General features: G+C 39.2%; 16 protein-coding genes. 10 read left to right on the forward strand and 6 right to left on the reverse strand.

The genetic code is table 11. The features are described from left to right. The first annotated feature begins 215 nt into the window (after positions 1 to 215). A complete protein-coding gene (locus B9Y87_RS20115; protein ID WP_085500759.1) occupies positions 216 to 3,674 on the forward strand; it encodes a methylmalonyl-CoA mutase family protein in 3,459 nt (1,152 codons plus the stop codon). Between the two features lie 97 nt (positions 3,675 to 3,771). Here B9Y87_RS20115 and B9Y87_RS20120 read toward each other — a convergent pair whose 3' ends face one another. Then, a complete protein-coding gene (locus B9Y87_RS20120) occupies positions 3,772 to 4,164 on the reverse strand; it encodes a hypothetical protein (protein WP_085500760.1) in 393 nt (130 codons plus the stop codon). Between the two features lie 116 nt (positions 4,165 to 4,280). Between B9Y87_RS20120 and B9Y87_RS20125 the strand changes: the two genes are divergently transcribed. From B9Y87_RS20125 to B9Y87_RS20135, 3 genes are all read left to right on the forward strand, one after another. Then, the gene (locus tag B9Y87_RS20125; RefSeq protein WP_072864632.1) at positions 4,281 to 4,733 is read left to right on the forward strand and encodes an Lrp/AsnC family transcriptional regulator; all 453 of its coding nucleotides are present in this window, start codon (positions 4,281 to 4,283) and stop codon (positions 4,731 to 4,733) included. 209 nt (positions 4,734 to 4,942) lie between these two features. Further along, positions 4,943 to 6,355 (forward strand): alpha/beta hydrolase, encoded by a 1,413-nt coding sequence (locus B9Y87_RS20130; protein WP_085500761.1) that lies wholly within the window; start codon positions 4,943 to 4,945, stop codon positions 6,353 to 6,355. 450 nt (positions 6,356 to 6,805) lie between these two features. After that, complete coding sequence (locus tag B9Y87_RS20135) at positions 6,806 to 7,447, forward strand: DUF1684 domain-containing protein (RefSeq protein ID WP_085500798.1); 642 nt, start codon at positions 6,806 to 6,808, stop codon at positions 7,445 to 7,447. Between the two features lie 53 nt (positions 7,448 to 7,500). Here the strand turns inward: B9Y87_RS20135 and B9Y87_RS20140 are convergent, their stop codons facing one another. The 4 genes from B9Y87_RS20140 to crcB all read right to left on the reverse strand — a co-directional run bounded on the left by B9Y87_RS20140 (position 7,501) and on the right by crcB (position 10,966). Continuing rightward, positions 7,501 to 8,565, reverse strand: a complete 1,065-nt coding sequence (locus tag B9Y87_RS20140) for an outer membrane beta-barrel protein (protein WP_085500762.1) — start codon at positions 8,563 to 8,565, stop codon at positions 7,501 to 7,503. 116 nt (positions 8,566 to 8,681) lie between these two features. Continuing rightward, entirely contained in the window at positions 8,682 to 9,932 is a 1,251-nt protein-coding gene (locus tag B9Y87_RS20145; protein ID WP_085500763.1) for an ammonium transporter, read from the reverse strand. Between the two features lie 31 nt (positions 9,933 to 9,963). Beyond that, complete coding sequence (locus B9Y87_RS20150; RefSeq protein ID WP_072864625.1) at positions 9,964 to 10,302, reverse strand: P-II family nitrogen regulator; 339 nt, start codon at positions 10,300 to 10,302, stop codon at positions 9,964 to 9,966. A 295-nt stretch (positions 10,303 to 10,597) separates the two neighbouring features. Next, positions 10,598 to 10,966 carry a fluoride efflux transporter CrcB gene (crcB, locus tag B9Y87_RS20155; RefSeq protein ID WP_085500764.1) on the reverse strand — a complete coding sequence of 123 codons (369 nt, stop codon included), beginning with the start codon at positions 10,964 to 10,966 and terminating at the stop codon, positions 10,598 to 10,600. Between the two features lie 663 nt (positions 10,967 to 11,629). Here crcB and B9Y87_RS20165 point away from each other — a divergent pair. Next, a complete protein-coding gene (locus B9Y87_RS20165) occupies positions 11,630 to 12,019 on the forward strand; it encodes a pyrophosphohydrolase domain-containing protein (protein WP_085500766.1) in 390 nt (129 codons plus the stop codon). A 90-nt stretch (positions 12,020 to 12,109) separates the two neighbouring features. Here B9Y87_RS20165 and B9Y87_RS20170 read toward each other — a convergent pair whose 3' ends face one another. Next, complete coding sequence (locus B9Y87_RS20170) at positions 12,110 to 13,180, reverse strand: branched-chain amino acid aminotransferase (protein ID WP_085500767.1); 1,071 nt, start codon at positions 13,178 to 13,180, stop codon at positions 12,110 to 12,112. Between the two features lie 105 nt (positions 13,181 to 13,285). Here B9Y87_RS20170 and B9Y87_RS20175 point away from each other — a divergent pair, with 105 nt between their 5' ends. The 5 genes from B9Y87_RS20175 (at position 13,286) to dnaJ (ending at position 17,401) form a co-directional block, all read left to right on the forward strand. Beyond that, positions 13,286 to 13,789 (forward strand): DUF4920 domain-containing protein, encoded by a 504-nt coding sequence (locus tag B9Y87_RS20175; RefSeq protein WP_139827300.1) that lies wholly within the window; start codon positions 13,286 to 13,288, stop codon positions 13,787 to 13,789. 1 nt (position 13,790) lies between these two features. Further along, positions 13,791 to 14,456 carry a tRNA (5-methylaminomethyl-2-thiouridine)(34)-methyltransferase MnmC2 gene (gene mnmD, locus B9Y87_RS20180; protein WP_085500769.1) on the forward strand — a complete coding sequence of 222 codons (666 nt, stop codon included), beginning with the start codon at positions 13,791 to 13,793 and terminating at the stop codon, positions 14,454 to 14,456. A gap of 130 nt (positions 14,457 to 14,586) precedes the next feature. Further along, positions 14,587 to 15,549, forward strand: a complete 963-nt coding sequence (locus B9Y87_RS20185; RefSeq protein ID WP_085500770.1) for a TIGR01777 family oxidoreductase — start codon at positions 14,587 to 14,589, stop codon at positions 15,547 to 15,549. 145 nt (positions 15,550 to 15,694) lie between these two features. Continuing rightward, positions 15,695 to 16,267 (forward strand): nucleotide exchange factor GrpE, encoded by a 573-nt coding sequence (locus B9Y87_RS20190; RefSeq protein ID WP_085500771.1) that lies wholly within the window; start codon positions 15,695 to 15,697, stop codon positions 16,265 to 16,267. 9 nt (positions 16,268 to 16,276) lie between these two features. Beyond that, the gene (gene dnaJ, locus B9Y87_RS20195; protein ID WP_085500772.1) at positions 16,277 to 17,401 is read left to right on the forward strand and encodes a molecular chaperone DnaJ; all 1,125 of its coding nucleotides are present in this window, start codon (positions 16,277 to 16,279) and stop codon (positions 17,399 to 17,401) included. Positions 17,402 to 18,505 lie beyond the last annotated feature (1,104 nt).

The raw sequence follows: 18,505 nt of genomic DNA on the forward strand, positions 1-18,505 counted from the left end.
ATGAAGTACTCTGGTTGAGGAATATTTTTATAAAATTCTAATTATATCAATCTAATTTTTGCTATTTTGTTAAATTGCACCCGTATAATGGTCCTTTTTTTGTCTTTTAAAAAAATAGCGCCTCGTTAATTCAAATCTTTCAACAATCGCCTTTAAGGGTTCGGGTGAATAGGGGTATTTTATTAAATTGATTAAAGGAAATTAGAATTGTTTTTATGAACCGGAAGCCACCATATATTCCTAAAAATAAAGTTCGTATCGTAACAGCAGCCTCCTTGTTCGATGGTCACGATGCAGCTATTAACATGATGCGGCGTATAATTCAGTCCACTGGGGTGGAAGTAATTCATTTGGGCCACGATCGTAGTGTGTCCGAGGTGGTTTTTTGTGCCATCCAAGAGGATGTAAACGCCATTGCCATAACTTCGTATCAAGGTGGGCACATGGAGTATTTTAAGTATATGTACGATCTATTAATGGATAAGGGTGCCGGCCACATTAAGATTTTCGGCGGCGGCGGCGGGGTAATTCTTCCTGAGGAGATAAAAGAACTAATGGATTATGGTATAACCAGAATTTATTCTCCAGATGATGGCAGGACCATGGGGCTACAAGGAATGATAAACGATTTGGTGGAACAAAGTGATTTTCCTGTTCCTTGTTTGGAAATTCCTGAGGGCCGGTCTATTTTGCAATTATTGGAAGAAAGGAATGTAAATGCCATGGCACGACTCATTACCTTGGCAGAAAATAGGCACGAGGACTTTGTAAGTCATTTTTCAGGTTTAAAGGTAATACAAGGTGCTGTGCCCGTACTGGGTATAACTGGGACGGGTGGTGCTGGAAAATCAAGTTTGGTAGATGAACTGGTAAGAAGATTTTTGTTGGATTTCCCCGATAAGACCATTGGAATCATCTCTGTTGATCCGTCCAAAAGGAAAACGGGCGGTGCATTGTTGGGAGATCGAATACGTATGAATGCCATCAACGACTCTAGGGTCTATATGAGATCTTTGGCTACTAGACAATCCAATTTGGCCTTGTCCAAACACGTTGACGAGGCAGTTCAAGTTCTAAAAGTGGCAGGGTTCCATTTGATTATCTTGGAGACTTCAGGGATTGGTCAGTCGGACACGGAGATCATAGAACACAGTGATGTATCCTTATATGTTATGACACCGGAATTTGGGGCAGCTACCCAGTTGGAAAAAATAGATATGTTGGATTTTGCGGATGTCGTGGCTATTAATAAGTTTGATAAAAGAGGAGCGCTAGATGCACTTAGGGACGTTAAAAAACAATACGTGCGCAACCATGGTCTTTGGGAGGCGGATCAGGATGAATTGCCTATCTTTGGAACCATAGCCTCTCAATTCAATGACTCGGGGATGAATCGATTGTATTTGTCCGTAATGGATAAATTGGCTTCAAAAATCGGAGCGGTCATTAATTCACAGTTCCAGAATGGAAATATCGATGATGGGAAGGTTTATATAATACCTCCTTCGCGTACACGTTATTTATCGGAAATAGCCGAAAGCAATCGGGCCTATGATAAAAAGTCCTTTCAGCAGGCGGAATTGGCCCAACGGTTGTATGGTGTTTTTAAGACCATTCAAACTATATCCCAGGTAGATTCCAATTTGGAGTTTAATTTATTTCTTGACAAGAAAGGATTAAATACGGAAGCAATTTTGGAGTTTTCCCTGACCGAGGACAAAAAACAATTATTGAGGCTTTTGTTCAAAGAGTTCGACCAAATAAAAATGAATTTGGATTTCCAGAACTGGGAATTGATCCTAAATTGGGAAAAAAAGGTAAAACGGTACCAAGAGCCAACCTTTATATATAAGGTAAGGGGAAAGGAAATTACATTGGAAACCCATACAAAATCTCTTGCACAAACCGATATTCCGAAGGTAGCCCTTCCTAAATACAGGGCATGGGGCGATATTTTGGGTTGGATCCTCCAGGAAAATGTGCCTGGGGAATTTCCTTATACGGCCGGACTCTATCCTTTTAAGAGAACAGAGGAAGATCCTACAAGAATGTTTGCGGGAGAAGGTGGTCCTGAACGCACCAATAGGCGCTTTCATTATGTTAGTATGGGATTGTCTGCCAAACGTTTATCCACTGCATTTGATTCGGTAACGTTGTATGGTCAAAATCCAGACTACAGGCCAGATATATACGGAAAAATTGGCAATGCCGGGGTGTCTATCTGCTGTTTGGACGACGCTAAAAAGTTGTATTCAGGATTTGATCTTTGTAGTCCTACTACCTCGGTCAGCATGACCATCAATGGACCTGCACCCATGTTGCTGGGTTATTTTTTAAATACCGCCATTGATCAGAATTGTGAGAAATATATTTTGAAAAATGGTTTGGAAAATGAAGTTGAAGGTAAAATTGCTGCGTTATATGGGGCTAAAGGTCTTGCAAGGCCAAAATACAGGGGTCAATTACCGGAAGGAAATGACGGTCTGGGTTTAATGCTATTGGGGGTTACTGGTGACCAGGTCTTGCCCAAACATATATATGCGGAAATTAAAATGAATACCCTAAATACGGTTAGGGGTACGGTGCAGGCAGATATACTAAAAGAGGATCAGGCTCAGAATACCTGTATTTTTTCAACTGAATTTGCCTTAAGACTTATGGGGGACGTGCAGGAATACTTTATTCAGCATTCGGTACGGAACTTTTATTCTGTTTCCATTTCGGGATATCACATTGCGGAAGCAGGAGCCAATCCAATCACCCAATTGGCCTTTACGCTGTCCAACGGTTTTACCTATGTTGAGTATTATTTAAGTAGGGGGATGGATATCAATAAATTTGGTCCCAATCTGTCGTTTTTCTTTTCCAATGGGATAGACCCTGAATATGCGCTAATCGGAAGGGTTGCGCGTCGCATTTGGGCAAAGGCCATGCATCTTAAATATGGAGCAGACCCCAGGGCGCAGATGTTAAAGTATCATATCCAGACCTCGGGGCGTAGCTTGCATGCGCAAGAAATAGATTTTAATGACATCCGAACTACATTACAGGCTTTATATGCCATCTATGATAATTGTAATTCATTACATACCAATGCCTATGATGAGGCAATAACCACTCCAACGGAAGAGTCGGTTCGCAGGGCAATGGCCATTCAATTGATTATAAACAAAGAATTGGGCTTGGCCAAAAACGAAAATCCTTTGCAAGGTTCCTTTATAATTGAAGAATTAACAGATCTGGTAGAGGAAGCCGTGTTATTGGAGTTTGACCGAATAACCGAACGGGGCGGTGTATTGGGGGCCATGGAAACCATGTATCAGAGATCTAAAATTCAGGAGGAGAGCCTTTACTACGAGACGCTAAAGCACAATGGCGAATTTCCCATTATTGGAGTAAATACATTTCTAAGTTCTAAAGGGTCCCCAACCATTTTGCCGGCAGAAATTATCCGTGCAACAGATTCGGAAAAAAAGGCACAAATAGAATCCTTGGAGCATTTACATGCTATGATGGGGGTATCTGCCGGGACCCAATTAAAGGAATTACAGGAACTGGCGATTAGAAATGGGAATATTTTTGAAAAGTTGATGGAGGTTACCAAGTACTGTTCCCTCGGACAAATTACAGATGCACTATTTGCGGTAGGGGGTCAGTACAGGAGAAATATGTAGTTGTAAGGATAGGGTTATAATTACCAATAGGCCAATTCTTAATACCGTTTGGGTAAAATATAGGCTATTTAATTATTTAGAAGGTATTTGGGAAGGTTTAGCTTCGAATAGATCGTCGCCATACTTTGTACAATCTTCTGAAACTTTTTATTTCGCTCCTTAAAAGGTTTAAATATTCCTTTTCCTTTACACCGTCTTTTTCCAAACCGGTACAATAAGAATTTATATTTCTTATGATCACATTGATAAAGGTAGCGCTTCTCATTCGGGCAGCATAGCATTCTGAGCGCTCGGCTGCTTCAATTTGTTGGGGAATCAAGATGGAATCGGTCAATAAGGAATCTACCATAATATCCCTATGGCTGTTGGATTGATATAACTTAAGAAGATCCTTGTTATAGGATAGGTACGATGCAATTTCCCTGCTCATCTGTAAAAGATCCAAGGATTTGCGATAAATCGGAATCGTACTTAAGTTTTTGTAAGGCATTTTTATGACAAATTCTGTTATATAAAATTACGTCGAAATTAGTAAAATTGAGTTTATATAACAAAGTAAAATTGTATTTTAGCTATTGAAAGTTAATATTTTTAATACATTTTATTTTGAATACAAAGATAGATGTCCTTAATTGGAAGATTCTAAAATTACTTCAGGAAAATGCCAGGGAATCTTTTGCCAATATTGGTAGGAAAGTGGGTTTAACGCCCCCTGCCGTTGCGGAAAGGGTGAAGAAAATGGAGGATATTGGGGTTATTTCAGGATACAAGGCTGTAGTATCCCATTCGCATACCGGATATCAATTAAAAGCTATAATTACGCTTCGTGCCTTTATGGGGAAGTTACGGCCTTTTTTAGATATAGTAAACACTTACGAAGAGGTGGTTAATTGTTATAGGATTACGGGTAATGAAAATATTATAATGCTAGTGGTCTTAAAGGATCAATTTCATTTGGAAAAATTTATAGATAAGCTTATACAATATGGGGAGACACGCACTCATATTATCCTGTCGGACGTAGTGTCCAATGCCCCCATTAAAAAGAGAGAGGTGTAACAGTAGTTGGTTATTGGTAAATTGGAATTAAAATAACCAAGCGGCTTTGGCGCTATATTTTTATTATTAAATTTAATGCATTGTAAAGCTTAGGTGCAAAAGGAGTTAGTGGCCTTGTAACCCTTGGGAAATATTGCTTGTATCAATTGCGTATAGGAATGGATGTAATACTTTTTTAATTTGGCTAGATATTTGATGACTATAATTCTATGAAAAAAATTATATTATTTCTGTTTCTAGGGGCAGGTTTATGGGGCAATTCACAACAGATGACCTTGAAAAAAGGTATCGTAATCGATTCCATTCCGGTAAAGGATTCCATTTCCGAAAGTTATTCCCTATTTCTGCCTACCAGCTTTGAAATGGATAGGAATTGGCCCATACTTTTAGTTTTTGATATGGAAGGTAAAGGTAAAAGGGCCGTACGTATGTTCCAGGAAGCAGCTGAGAAACAAGGCTATATTCTAGCGGCCCCGAACAATGTAAATGATTCTTTATCCACTTCCCAGAATATTTTGGTTACGGGAAGAATGTTCAACGATATTATTAGGCTTTTGCCCATTCATAAGAATAGGAGCTATAGTGCTGGGTTTGATAGCGGAGCTAGATTTGCATCTGTGCTGCCCATTTTTGTAAAAGCTATTGCCGGAGTAATTTCTTGTGGCGCCGTGTACCCCAATATGGACATATTGAATACGAACAATTTATTTCAATTTATAGGTATTGTAGGAAAGGAAGATTATGCCTATCCAGAAATGCTGGCAGGGAAGTCCCTTATGGGACGTTTAAAATTTCCTAATCATTTGTTGGTGTTCAATGGGGGGCATGAATGGCCCAATAGCCAATATCTTGAAAAGGCCTTGGAAATTTTCAATTTATCTGCCATGGCGAAGGGCCAATTAGAGAAAGATGAAGTTTATATAAATGAAACTTATGCCCAAAATTTGGAGGAAATAGATCGTTTAATCAGGTCCAACAAATTAATTCAGGCCGATAATGTATTGGATGAAGTCATTGCTGTATATAGGGTGCTGAAGGATAGCGATTCCCTTAAAAGAATAAAGCGGGAGCTTAATAAAAATAAGCTTTTTAAAACCATGACCCGAAATGAGAACAATACTTTAATGAAGGAATCTTTTATTAAGGAAGATTATGTCTATTATTTGGAGGAAGATTTAGCGACCTATAATTATAATAACTTGGGTTGGTGGATTTATCAAATGGGTGAGTTGAAGAAATACGATAACAGTAAAATAGAGGCAGAAAGAGAAATGGGCAAACGCCTTTTGGGTTATGTAAATGCCTTGATCGAAGATAATTTGGACATAGTCAATTCAGGAAGTCAGGTAGATCAAGAGGTCTTGAGTCTGCTATGGATGCTAAAGACCATAACAGAGCCTGCGGATTATAGCTATTACCTTAAAATAATTGCGAATAGTGCTCAAATGGAAGATTATGGAACCTCCCTCTTTTATTTGGAGGAATTATTGAAGAAAGGGTATACGGACAAAGCCGAATTATATAGTTTGGAAAATACTGCATTGCTGCGCATTACCCCGGAATTCAACGAAATTGTGGCAAAATACTTAAAAGATGCCCGTTACGACATCATCGAAGAATAAGCTGTTGTCTTGGAGGAGATAATATTTTTTTAACGGCCGTATCCTTAATAATGTGCCATATGACGGATTTAGATCCGATTTGATGGCTGCCTACAAGTAATGGCTTACCTATATTTTAACTGTATCTTATTTGTGTAAAAAACCTACCGTCAATAGTTTTGTATTTATTAGTGAAACTCAATTTTGAGAAGTCGGTGAGACGCACTTAAAATTGCAAGTGGAACCAATCCCACCTATTTCGGTGGGATCTAGGTTCAATAACTCGACCATTGCCCGCCCGTTCCATAGAGGTGGGTTCATCATGTAAGTACCAACTTTTTTTAGAGGTATAATAATGGTATATTATGCTAAGGTTTTTTGACATATTAAAACGGCCTTGGCTAGGATTGGTGTCCAAATTTCTTTTATCCAGAAAAATGGATGTTGTATTTTTATACCAAAAGCAGGAAAATGAAGCAGTTATTTTTGGTTTTATTCTTATTGTCCTTGGGTTGTAAGGAAAAAAGGTATCATGATCAGGAGCAAAACAATGTGCCGAAACATGTGTCCGGAGCCATGGAGGACATTATGCAATTCCAGAAAAAAATGAACATGGAATTCAAGGATCCCGAAACCTCTCCCTTGCCAGATAGGTACAGAAAGGATTTTACGACTTTGGATTTTTTTGAGCCGGATACGTCCTATAGGGTCATGGCAAAATTTACCCGAACCCCCGAGGCCATACCTTTTATGATGCCGACCACTACAGAAAGGCAGACAGAGGAGGTTGTGTTTGGGATTATATCTTTTACTCTGCATGGCCGTACCCACAAATTGGAAGTTTATCAAAATCAGGAATTAAGGCAGCAGGAGAAATATAGGGATTATTTGTTTTTACCCTTTGCGGACCTTACCAATGGGGAAGAAACCTATGGTGGGGGCAGATATTTAGACCTGACCATTCCCCAGGGAGATACCATTCTTTTGGATTTTAATAAGTCCTATAATCCATACTGTGCTTACAATCCAAAGTATTCCTGTCCGTTGGTTCCCAAGCAGAACAGATTGGATATTGCTATTGCGGCTGGGGTAAAGGCGTTTAAAAAGGGTTAAAAATTAAAAAGCCCCGCTCTAAGCGGGGCTATAAATAATAAAGTCAATTCTATTTAGAAAGAGTATACGGCAGCTAGTACAAATGAAGATAAACTCTTTTGTGCGGCCAGATCCGAATCAAGGAAATTAAAGGAATCATCGGATGCGCTGTCCAAACGCAATTCAGGCTTGATGATTAAATTACCTATAGTGGCACTACCTGTAAGTGTTACAGCGAAAACACTGGAATCTTCAACTCCGGTTCCAATAGCGCCATAGTCTCCTGTTTCTGCGAAATATTCTCCCCTTAATCCTATGGTGAAGTTGTCGGAAGTAGCGTATTGTGGATAAAGGGCTACACCGGCAAATCCAATATCGTCATTATCGTAAAGGGCAGCATTGATTCCCAAGAAGAACTCATCGGACAAATCGAAACCACCTGTGAAGTCAATTTCAAACGCCCCGTCATCAGCAAGGAAATTCAGGAATTGACCACTGTATCCCAATTGGGCTCCGAAAGCATATTTTTCGGTAGGGTTCAATTCAGTTTGATCTGTTGGGTTCATGATCGCCAACATAAGGCTAAAGTCATCAGATAATGTAAAGTCTGCTTTTAAACCTGTATGGGAGAAAGGGCCGTAAGAAAACAAATAAGAGGTACTGTAGTTGAAATTGGCAACAGGAGAAATTACTTCGTAGCCTAAGAAGGTGTTGAAATTACCAAATGTTAATTTCACCGATGGACTTAAATTCCAATAAACATATAATTGGTTTACAATATTCCCAGTAGCTGAATATAGAGGGGAAGCAAAGATAGCGTCTGTTCCTCTAGGTCCAAAAACAAGGTCGGCTACAAATCCAACATCTTCCCCTTCATATGCGGCTATAACATTGGCCATTCCCAAAGCAAACCCGGGTAAGTTGGCGAATGAAGATCCTGGAGCTGCATTAGGCAGGCCAGAAGCATCGTCAAAACCGTTGTCACCGTTCAAGTTGGTTCTGTAGTAGGCATCCACACTTCCGCTTAGGCTAAATTTCTTGGCTTCTTCCTCTTCCTGAGCGAAAGTTGCTGTTGAGGCAAGGGCAAATGCAAATAATAGTAAATTTTTTACGTATTTTGTATAAATAATCGTTTTCATAATTCAATTGTTTATATCCTTTTAAAGGATGTTAGCTTATTATTGAGTTGTTGTAATGAAAAAGGGTTATAAACGGAGCGTTCTGCAAAACGCTCCGTTACCTTTTGTTGTGTTTATTAGTGTTGGTTCATTCTGAAGTCGGCATAAGCATCCATTCCGTGCTCATGTATATCCAATCCTTCCAATTCTTCTTCTTTGGAAACTCTTATTCCAGAAGTTTTCTTGATAGCGAAAAGAATTATAAATGCTGTCAGGCAACAGAATACACCTGCAGCGGCTACTCCTGTTAATTGATACAAAAATTGAGTTACACCGGCTTTAACACCGAAGATTCCTACGGCCAAAGTACCCCAGATTCCGCAGATTAAGTGTACTGCAACCGCTCCAACGGGGTCGTCCAATTTTAATCTGTCCACCAAGGCAACGCCCAATACAATAACTACACCGGCTATTAGACCTATAATAATGGATTCAAAGGGAGACATTAGGTCGGCTCCGGCAGTAATTCCTACCAAACCGCCCAAGATACCGTTTAGCATCATGGTAACGTCATAGTTTTTGTATAGTATAGTAGAGAAAATAAAAGACGCTATTCCCCCTGCGGCAGCTGCCAAACATGTGGTAACCAATACTATTGAAGTTCCAGCTGGATCCGCGGATAATACTGATCCACCGTTAAAGCCGAACCAGCCCAACCATAGAATAAGTACCCCTGCTGCTGCCAAAGGAATATTGTGTCCTGGAATCGCATTTGGTTTTCCATCTTCGCCAAACTTGCCAATCCTTGGTCCTAATATGTATATGGCAATCAAAGCTGCCCATCCCCCTACGGAGTGTACCAATGTAGATCCTGCGAAATCGTGGAAACCGCCTTCATCACCGCCAAGAGTGGAAAGGAATCCACCACCCCATTGCCAAGATCCTACGATAGGATATACCAAGCCTACGTAAATAATCGTAAATATCATGAATCCACCAAGCTTAATACGTTCTGCCACTGCTCCGGAAACTATGGTTGCAGCGGTTGCCGCAAACATCGCTTGGAAAAGAAAATCTGTCCAATACGTGTATCCTTCATTGTAGGTAAGATCCAAACTACCATCTGGTAGTATTGGGGCTTCAATGCCGAATCCTGCAAAACCAAGATAACCATTGAAATCACCGGGATACATAAGGTTAAACCCTCCAATATAATATAGGAGCAAGCCTATACATATAATGAATACGTTCTTAAATAAGATGTTAATTGTGTTCTTTTGTCTGGTTAGTCCGATTTCCAAAAGAGAAAACCCTAAATGCATGAAGAATACGAGAGCCGTACATATCATCATCCAAACGTTATTTGCTGTAAATAATCCTACGTCCATGTTGTTATTTGTTTGTTGGTTCTTAAATTTTTTAGTTGATTCCTGCTTTTCCGCTTTCCTTTGTTCTGATTCGATAAGCTTCCAAAACTTCGGAAACGAAAATTTTACCGTCACCTACGTTACCTGAATATGCTGTATCCAGAATAGTGTTTACAGTAGTTTCCAAGAAATCGTCCGATATTACAATGGAAAGATACCTACGTTGAATGTCGGATGTGCTATAGGAGATGCCTCTATAGACATGCCCTTCTTTTTCATTTCCGACTCCAGTTACGTCCCAGTAACTAAAAAAGTTTACTCCAATTTGATGTAGCGCTTTCTTTACGTCATCAAATTTTGACTTCCTAATAATTGCCTCGATTTTTTTCATAATTGATTTATTATTTATGAAACAAAAATATATATTAATTTAATACCCCCCTATTTTTTGAGGGGTATTAGCTTCAGATTTATGGTTTATATAAAAATGACCCTTAAATTTTAAGGGTATTGTGTTTCAGACTAAATATAATGTTGATATGTTAAAACTTTTAACACTTGTTAAGGTTAAAAACTGAAAAAATCGCGTCTTTTTAGGTAATTTGCTATTGATAATGCAGAAAAATGGCCAATAACATTAAAAAAAGTAGATAGACCTTAAATGTGTTAAAAAATTAAAATGAAGCTTAAAGCTTGGAAAACCAGAATCCGAAGGCAACTGCAAGGATTCCAATTACAATACTTAAAAGGGTATAAGCGGCGAAGTTGATAAAGTCCCCGGTTTTTAAAAAGGAGTGTTGTTCCAGGGCAAATGTGGAAAAAGTAGTGAAGCCACCACAGAAACCTGTGGTCAATAATAATGTCTGATTGTTGGTAAGGAAATTGTTTTTTAGGGAAAGGCCCAGTATAAAACCAATAAGTAGGCAACCTATTATATTGACTATAAAAGTGCCGAGAAAAAAATTGTGAAACGTGTGGTTGAAAGTTTTGCTTATTAAAAACCGTAAGCCACTACCTAGGCCCCCTCCAAGAAAGACGAGTAGAAATTGCTTCATGTACAAATAGTTTTTATTTCTTGTTCAAAGTAAATAAAAATTATCATATATAAAGATCTTAACAATAGGTATAGCGCAACTATAAATACTATGGATATATAGTATTTAGGCAAAGATGCATAAATTTCCTTAGACAAGAATTAAACTGCCTTCTTATATTTCGAGTTAATTAAATCTAGGGGGAAGATTACTGTGGTAGATTCTGAAATATTTTTGACGGACTTTTCTTTCTTTTTGGAACTACTGTTAAAACTTACTAAAAAAAGCAATGCATTTATACCAATAAGAACTAACAAAATACTGAAAAAAGTTACCATACAACTAAATGATTTAGTTATTCAACGCAAAATTACGTCTTTTCGTATATTAAACGATGTAATAATTAGGAATGATATTCGGAAGGGCTCTTTTTGTAGCGAACGTAAAAATAATGTTAATTTTTAAGAAAAAACTTAATAACAAACAAAATTACTATGAATATTGTGAAGAAAAATCCTACCCATTTAACGCCTCTATAGTTTTTTTCATGAAGTTTTCTGTCTTTTTGATAAGAAAGTATGGTAATTACTACAAAACCAACAAAAAAAAGCCCGGCAAAAATTAATTGTCCCGTACTGAACATATTTATATTTTTACGCAAATCTAACTTAAATAAATACAATTATGAAAAGTAAACTTGATGCAGTAGAATTGTTCCATAATTCGTTTGGGTTGGGTGTATCTAAAGAAGTAAGGGCCGATTTGGGCAAGGCTAAGAATTTACTTCGCTTCAATTTGATGGATGAAGAGAATAGGGAGTATCTGGAAGCGGCAAACAATAATGATTTGGTTGAAGTTGCCGATGCTCTTGGTGATATGCTGTACATATTGTGTGGAACTATTTTGGAACACGGTATGCAGTATAAAATAGAGGAAGTATTTGAGGAAATACAGCGAAGTAACATGAGTAAATTGGGGAAAGATGGTAAACCAATTTACAGGGAGGATGGAAAAGTGCTTAAGGGACCAAATTATTTCAAGCCCAATATTGTGGATATTCTTAATAAAAGGTAGGCCTCAAAGGAGGCAAGGCCTTGTTTTAGAATAAAATACCCCTCGACTTTAAAAGACGAGGGGTTTGTTATAAGGTCATAAAAGTTTGAATTACACTTCTACTTGGTATCTCCACCCAAATTTGTCTTCCGCCTTATTATATTGAATATCCGTGATACGCTTCTTTAATGTGGAGGCATAACTATTTTTAATTTCGGGTAGGTCATAATCCCTTCCTTGGTAGCCAAAAGTGGCAATAGGGGAAATTACTGCGGCGGTACCTGCTCCGAACATTTCTTTGAGGCTACCATTTTCTGAAGCTTCAACCACCTCCTTTACGGTAATTTTTCTAACTTCTACAGCTATGTTTTCGTCCTTGGCAATGTCTATAATGCTCTTTCGGGTTATGCCATCCAATATTCTATCACTTGTAGGACTGGTAATCAAGGTGTCGTTTATCCTAACAAAAATGTTCATGGCACCGGCCTCCTCAATGTATTCATGGTTATTGTCGTCTGTCCAGATTACCTGATTATAACCTTTTTCGACTGCCAACTGTGTAGGGTAAAACTGTCCTGCGTAGTTGCCGCCTGCTTTGGCAAAACCTACACCACCATTGGCCGATCGTGAATATTTCTCTTCTATCAAAACCTTTACCTTCCCAGCAAAATAGGAGGCTGATGGGGAACAGGCAATAATAAATTTGTATTCATCCGAGGGGGAAGCGTGGAATCCGCATCCAGAGGCAAATACAAATGGTCTAATATATAAGGAGCTTCCCTCGGCAGTTGGGATCCATTTCTGGTCTAATTTTAAAAGTGCTTTTAAGCCGTCCATAAAGTAATCTTCAGGGAATTCCGGCATGGCAAGTCTTTTGGACGAAATGTTGATCCGCTTTTGGTTTTCCAAAGGACGAAAGAGCCAAACATTTTGATCCTTGTCCTTATAGGCCTTCATTCCTTCAAAAACAGATTGTCCGTAATGAAATATTTTGGCGGACGGATCAAGCGAAATGGGTTGATATGGAACTATTCTTGGTACTTCCCATGCGCCATTCTTAAAATCACAGACCATCATATGATCTGTAAAATATTTTCCAAACGATAAATTATTAAAATCTACTTTATCAATTTTCGAGTGTTTAACTTTCTCAACTATTATTGAATTTGAAACAGTTTGCATACAATTCTGATTTAAAGCAATAAAATTAAGCAAATATCATTAGTAGTACTTCTTTTTTCGTCTAAAAATACCCAGTTTTGTAAAGTGATATAAATTCTGAATATTTTGAGACAATTTAACATTTTGATTGTGACTTTTATGGTGTTTTCGGCCGGTATGGCTCAAAATAAGCCCTTGGTAAATGCCAAAGCATCCCAGATTGATGGTGGGAACTCTTATTTTGGAACCCACTTTACCGATGCCGATGTGCTAACCAGTGATAAAATGCTTGGGAATTATGAAAAAATGTCCACAAAGGATACACTGGCATCCAAGTTTTCCGGTCTAGTCATGGAGGTATGCAAGGTAAAAGGATGTTGGATGAAGTTGCAATTGGGGGAGGGCAAAGAAACAATGGTTAAATTTAAGGACTATGGATTCTTTGTGCCAAAGGAACTTGTTGGGAAAGAAGTGATTGTTAATGGTTTGGCCTTTGTTGAAGAAATGAATATAAAGGATCAAAGACATTATGCCCGTGATGCGGGAAAAACGGAAGAGGAAATTGCGGGTATCATCCATGTAGAGAAAAAATATGCCTTTGAGGCGGATGGCGTACTGATAAAAGAATAATTTGAAAAGAAAAATAATAACCACGGCAGACGGTTCCAAAACCATTCAGATAGAGGATTGGAACGAGCAGTACCACTCGGTTCATGGTGCAATTCAGGAAGCCTATCACGTTTTTATAAAGCACGGTTTGTCCTTATTCCATGACCAACCATTATCTATTTTGGAAATAGGTTTCGGAACAGGTTTAAATGCACTTATAACCTTATTGGAATCTAAAAAACGAGGTTTGGATATAGTTTATAAGGGTATAGAGGCTTATCCCGTTGTTCGGGAAGAACTGAAACAATTGGATTATATAGAAGCATTGGATGCAGGGGACATGGAACATTGTTTTTTTAATATGCACCAAATTTCATGGGGGCAACCACACCTAATTTTGCCCAATTTTTCTTTGATAAAACAACAGATCGATTTTAGGGAGATAGCAGACGTTGATCAGTTTGATCTGATTTATTTTGATGCCTTCGGCGCCCGGGTGCAACCAGAACTTTGGACGGAGGAAGTCTTTGCCATAATGTTCAGAGCACTGAAAAAAGATGGTTTGCTGGTTACCTATTCGGCGAAGGGAAGTGTTAGGAGGGCTATGCAGGCTGTAGGATTTGTTGTGGAGCGTTTACAGGGGCCTCCAGGGAAAAGAGAAATGCTACGGGCCTTAAAGGTTTCATAATTGTTGGGACATTATTATAAATTACTTAACAACTAAAGGGTTTGGACTGTTAAACCTAATCTAAAGTCAACTGTTTAATTCTTTAAAACCCATATATTTATATCGTAGTCGACAGAAAGAGAGCAAGGGTATGAAGGTTTTGTTAACAGGTGCAACGGGTTTGGTGGGAAGTGAAATTGTAAAATTGTGCAAGCAAAACAATATCTCGGTTAATTACTTGACCACCAACAAGGATAAAATCGTTTTCCAGACGGGTTATAATGGCTTTTACTGGAATCCGGATAAGAATGAAATAGATGCAAATTGCTTCAGTGGTGTAACTACAATTATCAATCTCGCAGGGTCCAGTATTTCCAAGCGATGGACAGGAAAAAATAAAAAAAGGATTCTTAACAGTAGGGTTAAATCCCTTAGGACCTTATCGGAAGCTATATCCAAGGTGAAAGCCCATGGCATAAAAACAATAGTCTCTGCTTCGGCAATAGGGATATACCCCAATTCCCTGTCCCAGTATTACAGGGAAGATGTAGAAGAAGTGGATGATAGTTTTTTGGGGGAGGTGGTGTCCATTTGGGAGAAGGAAGTGGATGCCTTTGAGAAATTAAATATTAAAACTGCCAAGATTAGAATAGGATTGGTGATGTCCAATAAAGGTGGGGCCTTGCCAGAAATGGCCAAACCTGTTAAATATTACGTTGGGGCTGCTGTGGGATCGGGCAATCAATGGCAATCATGGATTCATCTACAGGATCTTGGGCGCGTATTTTTACATGTAGTTTCAAAGGATCTAACTGGGGTTTATAATGCCGTAGCTCCCAATCCGGTAACCAATGTAAAGCTTACCAAAGAATTGGCAAGAGTTTTGGACAGACCATTGTTTTTGCCCAATATTCCAAGAGCGGTAATGCATTTGGTTTTGGGTGAAATGGCCTATTTGTTATTTGCAAGTCAGCGTGTAAGTAGTAAAAAAATTCAAGATTCGGGATTTGATTTTATATATCCCAATATCTGCAGGGCATTGGAAAATATTTATTTGGATAAGGGAGGGCAAACGGCAACAGATGCACTTTACCGCAATGAGTTTATCTCCTAGGAATAACAATTGGAATTATTTTATAATCAATGAACATCCGCCACTGGCGGATGTTTTTTTATAAAGTTTTATGACATTATGACATTTTTAAAGAATTGGCAGTACTTTTGCCATCTGAAATCGGAAGTATATAAATGTATTTTAAATGAGCAACGAAAATAAAACGGAAGAGATGGAAGATGATGTTCTGAACAATATAGAGAATCAAGATTCGGAACAAGATAGTTCATCTACTGAAAGCGAAGACTTGGAAAATAGCGAAGAACTCAGCCTGGAAGAGCAATTGAAGGAAGATCTTAGTAAAGAAAAGGACAAATTCTTACGTCTTTTTGCAGAATTTGAGAATTACAAAAGACGTACTTCCAAGGAGAGAATGGATTTGTTTAAAACGGCTGGTCAAGAAGTTATAGTGTCTTTATTGCCTGTTATTGATGATTTTGATAGGGCTTTGAAGGAAATTTCCAAGTCCGAGGATCAGGAAATGTTCAAGGGAGTGGAATTAATCAGCAACAAATTCAAGGAAACCTTAAAAAATAAGGGTCTTCAAGAAATTGAAGTCACGCAAGGAGATGCTTTTGATGCGGAAATACATGACGCCATTACACAAATTCCAGCTCCAAACAAGAAGTTGAAGGGGAAAATAGTGGATGTGGTTGAAAAGGGTTTTAAATTAGGTGACAAAATTATACGCCATCCAAAAGTGGTTGTTGGAAATTAAAAATATTTTATGAAGGAGGATTATTATGACATCTTGGGCATTGGTAAAAATGCTACTGCGGCTGAAATAAAAAAGGCTTATCGCAAAAAAGCAATCGAGTACCATCCTGACAAAAATCCCGGGGATGCCAAGGCGGAGGAAATGTTTAAAAAAGCTGCCGAAGCTTATGAAGTATTAAGTGACCCCAATAAGAAGTCGCGCTATGACCAATATGGCCATGCGGCCTTTGAAGGCGGCGGCGGATTTGGCGGTGGCGGTATGAACATGGATGATATTTTTAGTCAGTTCGGAGATATATTTGGCGGCGCTTTTGGCGGCGGAGGTTTTAGTGGCTTTTCCGGATTTGGTGGTGGCGGTGGCCAACGGCGGGTTAAGGGTAGCAATTTAAGAATCAGGGTTAAATTGACCTTGGAGGAAATTGCCAATGGAGTTGAAAAGAAAATAAAAGTAAGGAGAAAAGTTCAGGCAGAAGGGGTAACCTATCAGACTTGTGGGACCTGCGGAGGTCGTGGACAGGTTACCAAAATAACCAATACCATCCTGGGAAGAATGCAGACTGCCGCTACCTGTAGTACCTGTGGCGGTAGTGGACAAATAATAGATAAGAAACCCAGTGATGCGGATGCCAATGGATTAAAGGTTGCAGAGGAAACTGTAAGTATCAATATACCAGCAGGGGTAGAGGATGGTATGCAGTTAAAAGTGCCCAACAAAGGAAACGATGCCCCCGGAAATGGAGTTCCAGGGGATTTATTGGTGGCCATTGAGACAGAAGAGCATGATACGCTAAAACGGGAAGGGGATAATCTTCATTATGATCTATATATCAGTATTTCTGAAGCAGTTTTGGGTACGTCCAAAGAAATTGATGCCGTAGGTGGCAAGGTGAGGATTAAACTGGAAGCTGGGATACAGTCCGGTAAAATATTAAGACTGAGAGGTAAAGGAATTACCAGTCTTAACGGATATGGCAGTGGAGATTTATTGGTTCACGTAAATGTTTGGACACCCAAAGAATTGAACAAGGAGCAAAAAGATTTTTTCGAACGTATGCAGAACAACGAGAATTTTGAGCCAAGACCCGAGAAATCGGATAAATCTTTCTTTGAAAAGGTCAAGGACATGTTCTCTTAGCACAGGTATTAACGTTTTAAATAAAAAACGTATATTTGAGATAATATTGGGAAACCAATATTATTTTCTTTTTCATAGCAATTTTTTTTCCCATCCTTGATTCGTTGAGGGTGGGTTTTGTTTTTTAGTGAAACCCCGTTTTTGTAAGCCCCGAAGGGGTGTCATAAAAACGGATGGTTGAACTAATCCCGCCCCTCGGCGGGATCTTAACGTTATGCCGGGTGGGTTATGTTAGTGAAACCCCATTTTTTTAAGCCCCGAAGGGGTGTCATAAAAACGGATGGTTGAACTAATCCCGCCCCTCGGCGGGATCTTAACGTTATGCCGGGTGGGTTATGTTAGTGAAACCCCATTTTTTTAAGCCCCGAAGGGGTGTCATAAAAACGGATGGTTGAACTAATCCCGCCCCTCGGCGGGATCTTAACGTTATGCCGGGTGGGTTATGTTAGTGAAACCCCATTTTTTTAAGCCCCGAAGGGGTGTCATAAAAACGGATGGTTGAACTAATCCCGCCCCTTGGCGGGATCTCTTGGTTGGAGTGTCTGCAAGCTCTGAAAGATCGCAATGAACATTGCAGGATGAACTAATCCCGCCCCATGGCGGGATCTCTTGGTTGGAGTGTCTGCAAACTCCGTAAGATCGCAATGAACATGGCAGGATGAACCAATCCCGCCCCTTGGCGGGATCTTTTGGTTGGAGTGTCTGCAAGCTCTGAAAGATCGCAATGAACATGGCAGGATGAACTAATCCTACCCCTCGGCGGGATCTTAACGTTATGCCGGGTGGGTTATGTTAGTGAAACCCCGTTTTTGTAAGCCCCGAAGGGGTGCAATAAAAATGGATGGTTGAACTAATCCCGCCCCTTGGCGGGATCTCTTGGTTGGAGTGTCTGTAAGCTCCGTAAGATCGCAATGAACATGGCCGGATGAACTAATCCCGCCCCTTGGCGGGATCTCTTGGTTGGAGTGTATCCAAGCTCCGAAGGGGGTTGAATAGGCAAGGTGGGTAGTATGGATTCAGCAAAACATGGAATTACTTCACAATTTTGAAGACTTCTGATTTCTACGTTTTTTGGAATTGCCTGTCTCATAATTCTACAGAGTA

It is taken from the genome of Arenibacter troitsensis (genome assembly GCF_900177645.1).
GTDB classification, from domain to species: Bacteria; Bacteroidota; Bacteroidia; order Flavobacteriales; family Flavobacteriaceae; genus Arenibacter; species Arenibacter troitsensis.

Coding starts and splice junctions, on each gene's coding strand:
- dnaJ (WP_085500772.1), top strand. CDS start 16,277: ATGAAGGAGGATTATTATGACATCTTGGGCATTGGTAAAAATGCTACT.
- B9Y87_RS20190 (WP_085500771.1), top strand. CDS start 15,695: ATGAGCAACGAAAATAAAACGGAAGAGATGGAAGATGATGTTCTGAAC.
- B9Y87_RS20150 (WP_072864625.1), bottom strand. CDS start 10,302: ATGAAAAAAATCGAGGCAATTATTAGGAAGTCAAAATTTGATGACGTA.
- B9Y87_RS20130 (WP_085500761.1), top strand. CDS start 4,943: ATGAAAAAAATTATATTATTTCTGTTTCTAGGGGCAGGTTTATGGGGC.
- B9Y87_RS20165 (WP_085500766.1), top strand. CDS start 11,630: ATGAAAAGTAAACTTGATGCAGTAGAATTGTTCCATAATTCGTTTGGG.
- crcB (WP_085500764.1), bottom strand. CDS start 10,966: ATGAAGCAATTTCTACTCGTCTTTCTTGGAGGGGGCCTAGGTAGTGGC.
- B9Y87_RS20170 (WP_085500767.1), bottom strand. CDS start 13,180: ATGCAAACTGTTTCAAATTCAATAATAGTTGAGAAAGTTAAACACTCG.
- B9Y87_RS20140 (WP_085500762.1), bottom strand. CDS start 8,565: ATGAAAACGATTATTTATACAAAATACGTAAAAAATTTACTATTATTT.
- B9Y87_RS20115 (WP_085500759.1), top strand. CDS start 216: ATGAACCGGAAGCCACCATATATTCCTAAAAATAAAGTTCGTATCGTA.
- B9Y87_RS20120 (WP_085500760.1), bottom strand. CDS start 4,164: ATGCCTTACAAAAACTTAAGTACGATTCCGATTTATCGCAAATCCTTG.
- B9Y87_RS20145 (WP_085500763.1), bottom strand. CDS start 9,932: ATGGACGTAGGATTATTTACAGCAAATAACGTTTGGATGATGATATGT.
- B9Y87_RS20135 (WP_085500798.1), top strand. CDS start 6,806: ATGAAGCAGTTATTTTTGGTTTTATTCTTATTGTCCTTGGGTTGTAAG.
- B9Y87_RS20185 (WP_085500770.1), top strand. CDS start 14,587: ATGAAGGTTTTGTTAACAGGTGCAACGGGTTTGGTGGGAAGTGAAATT.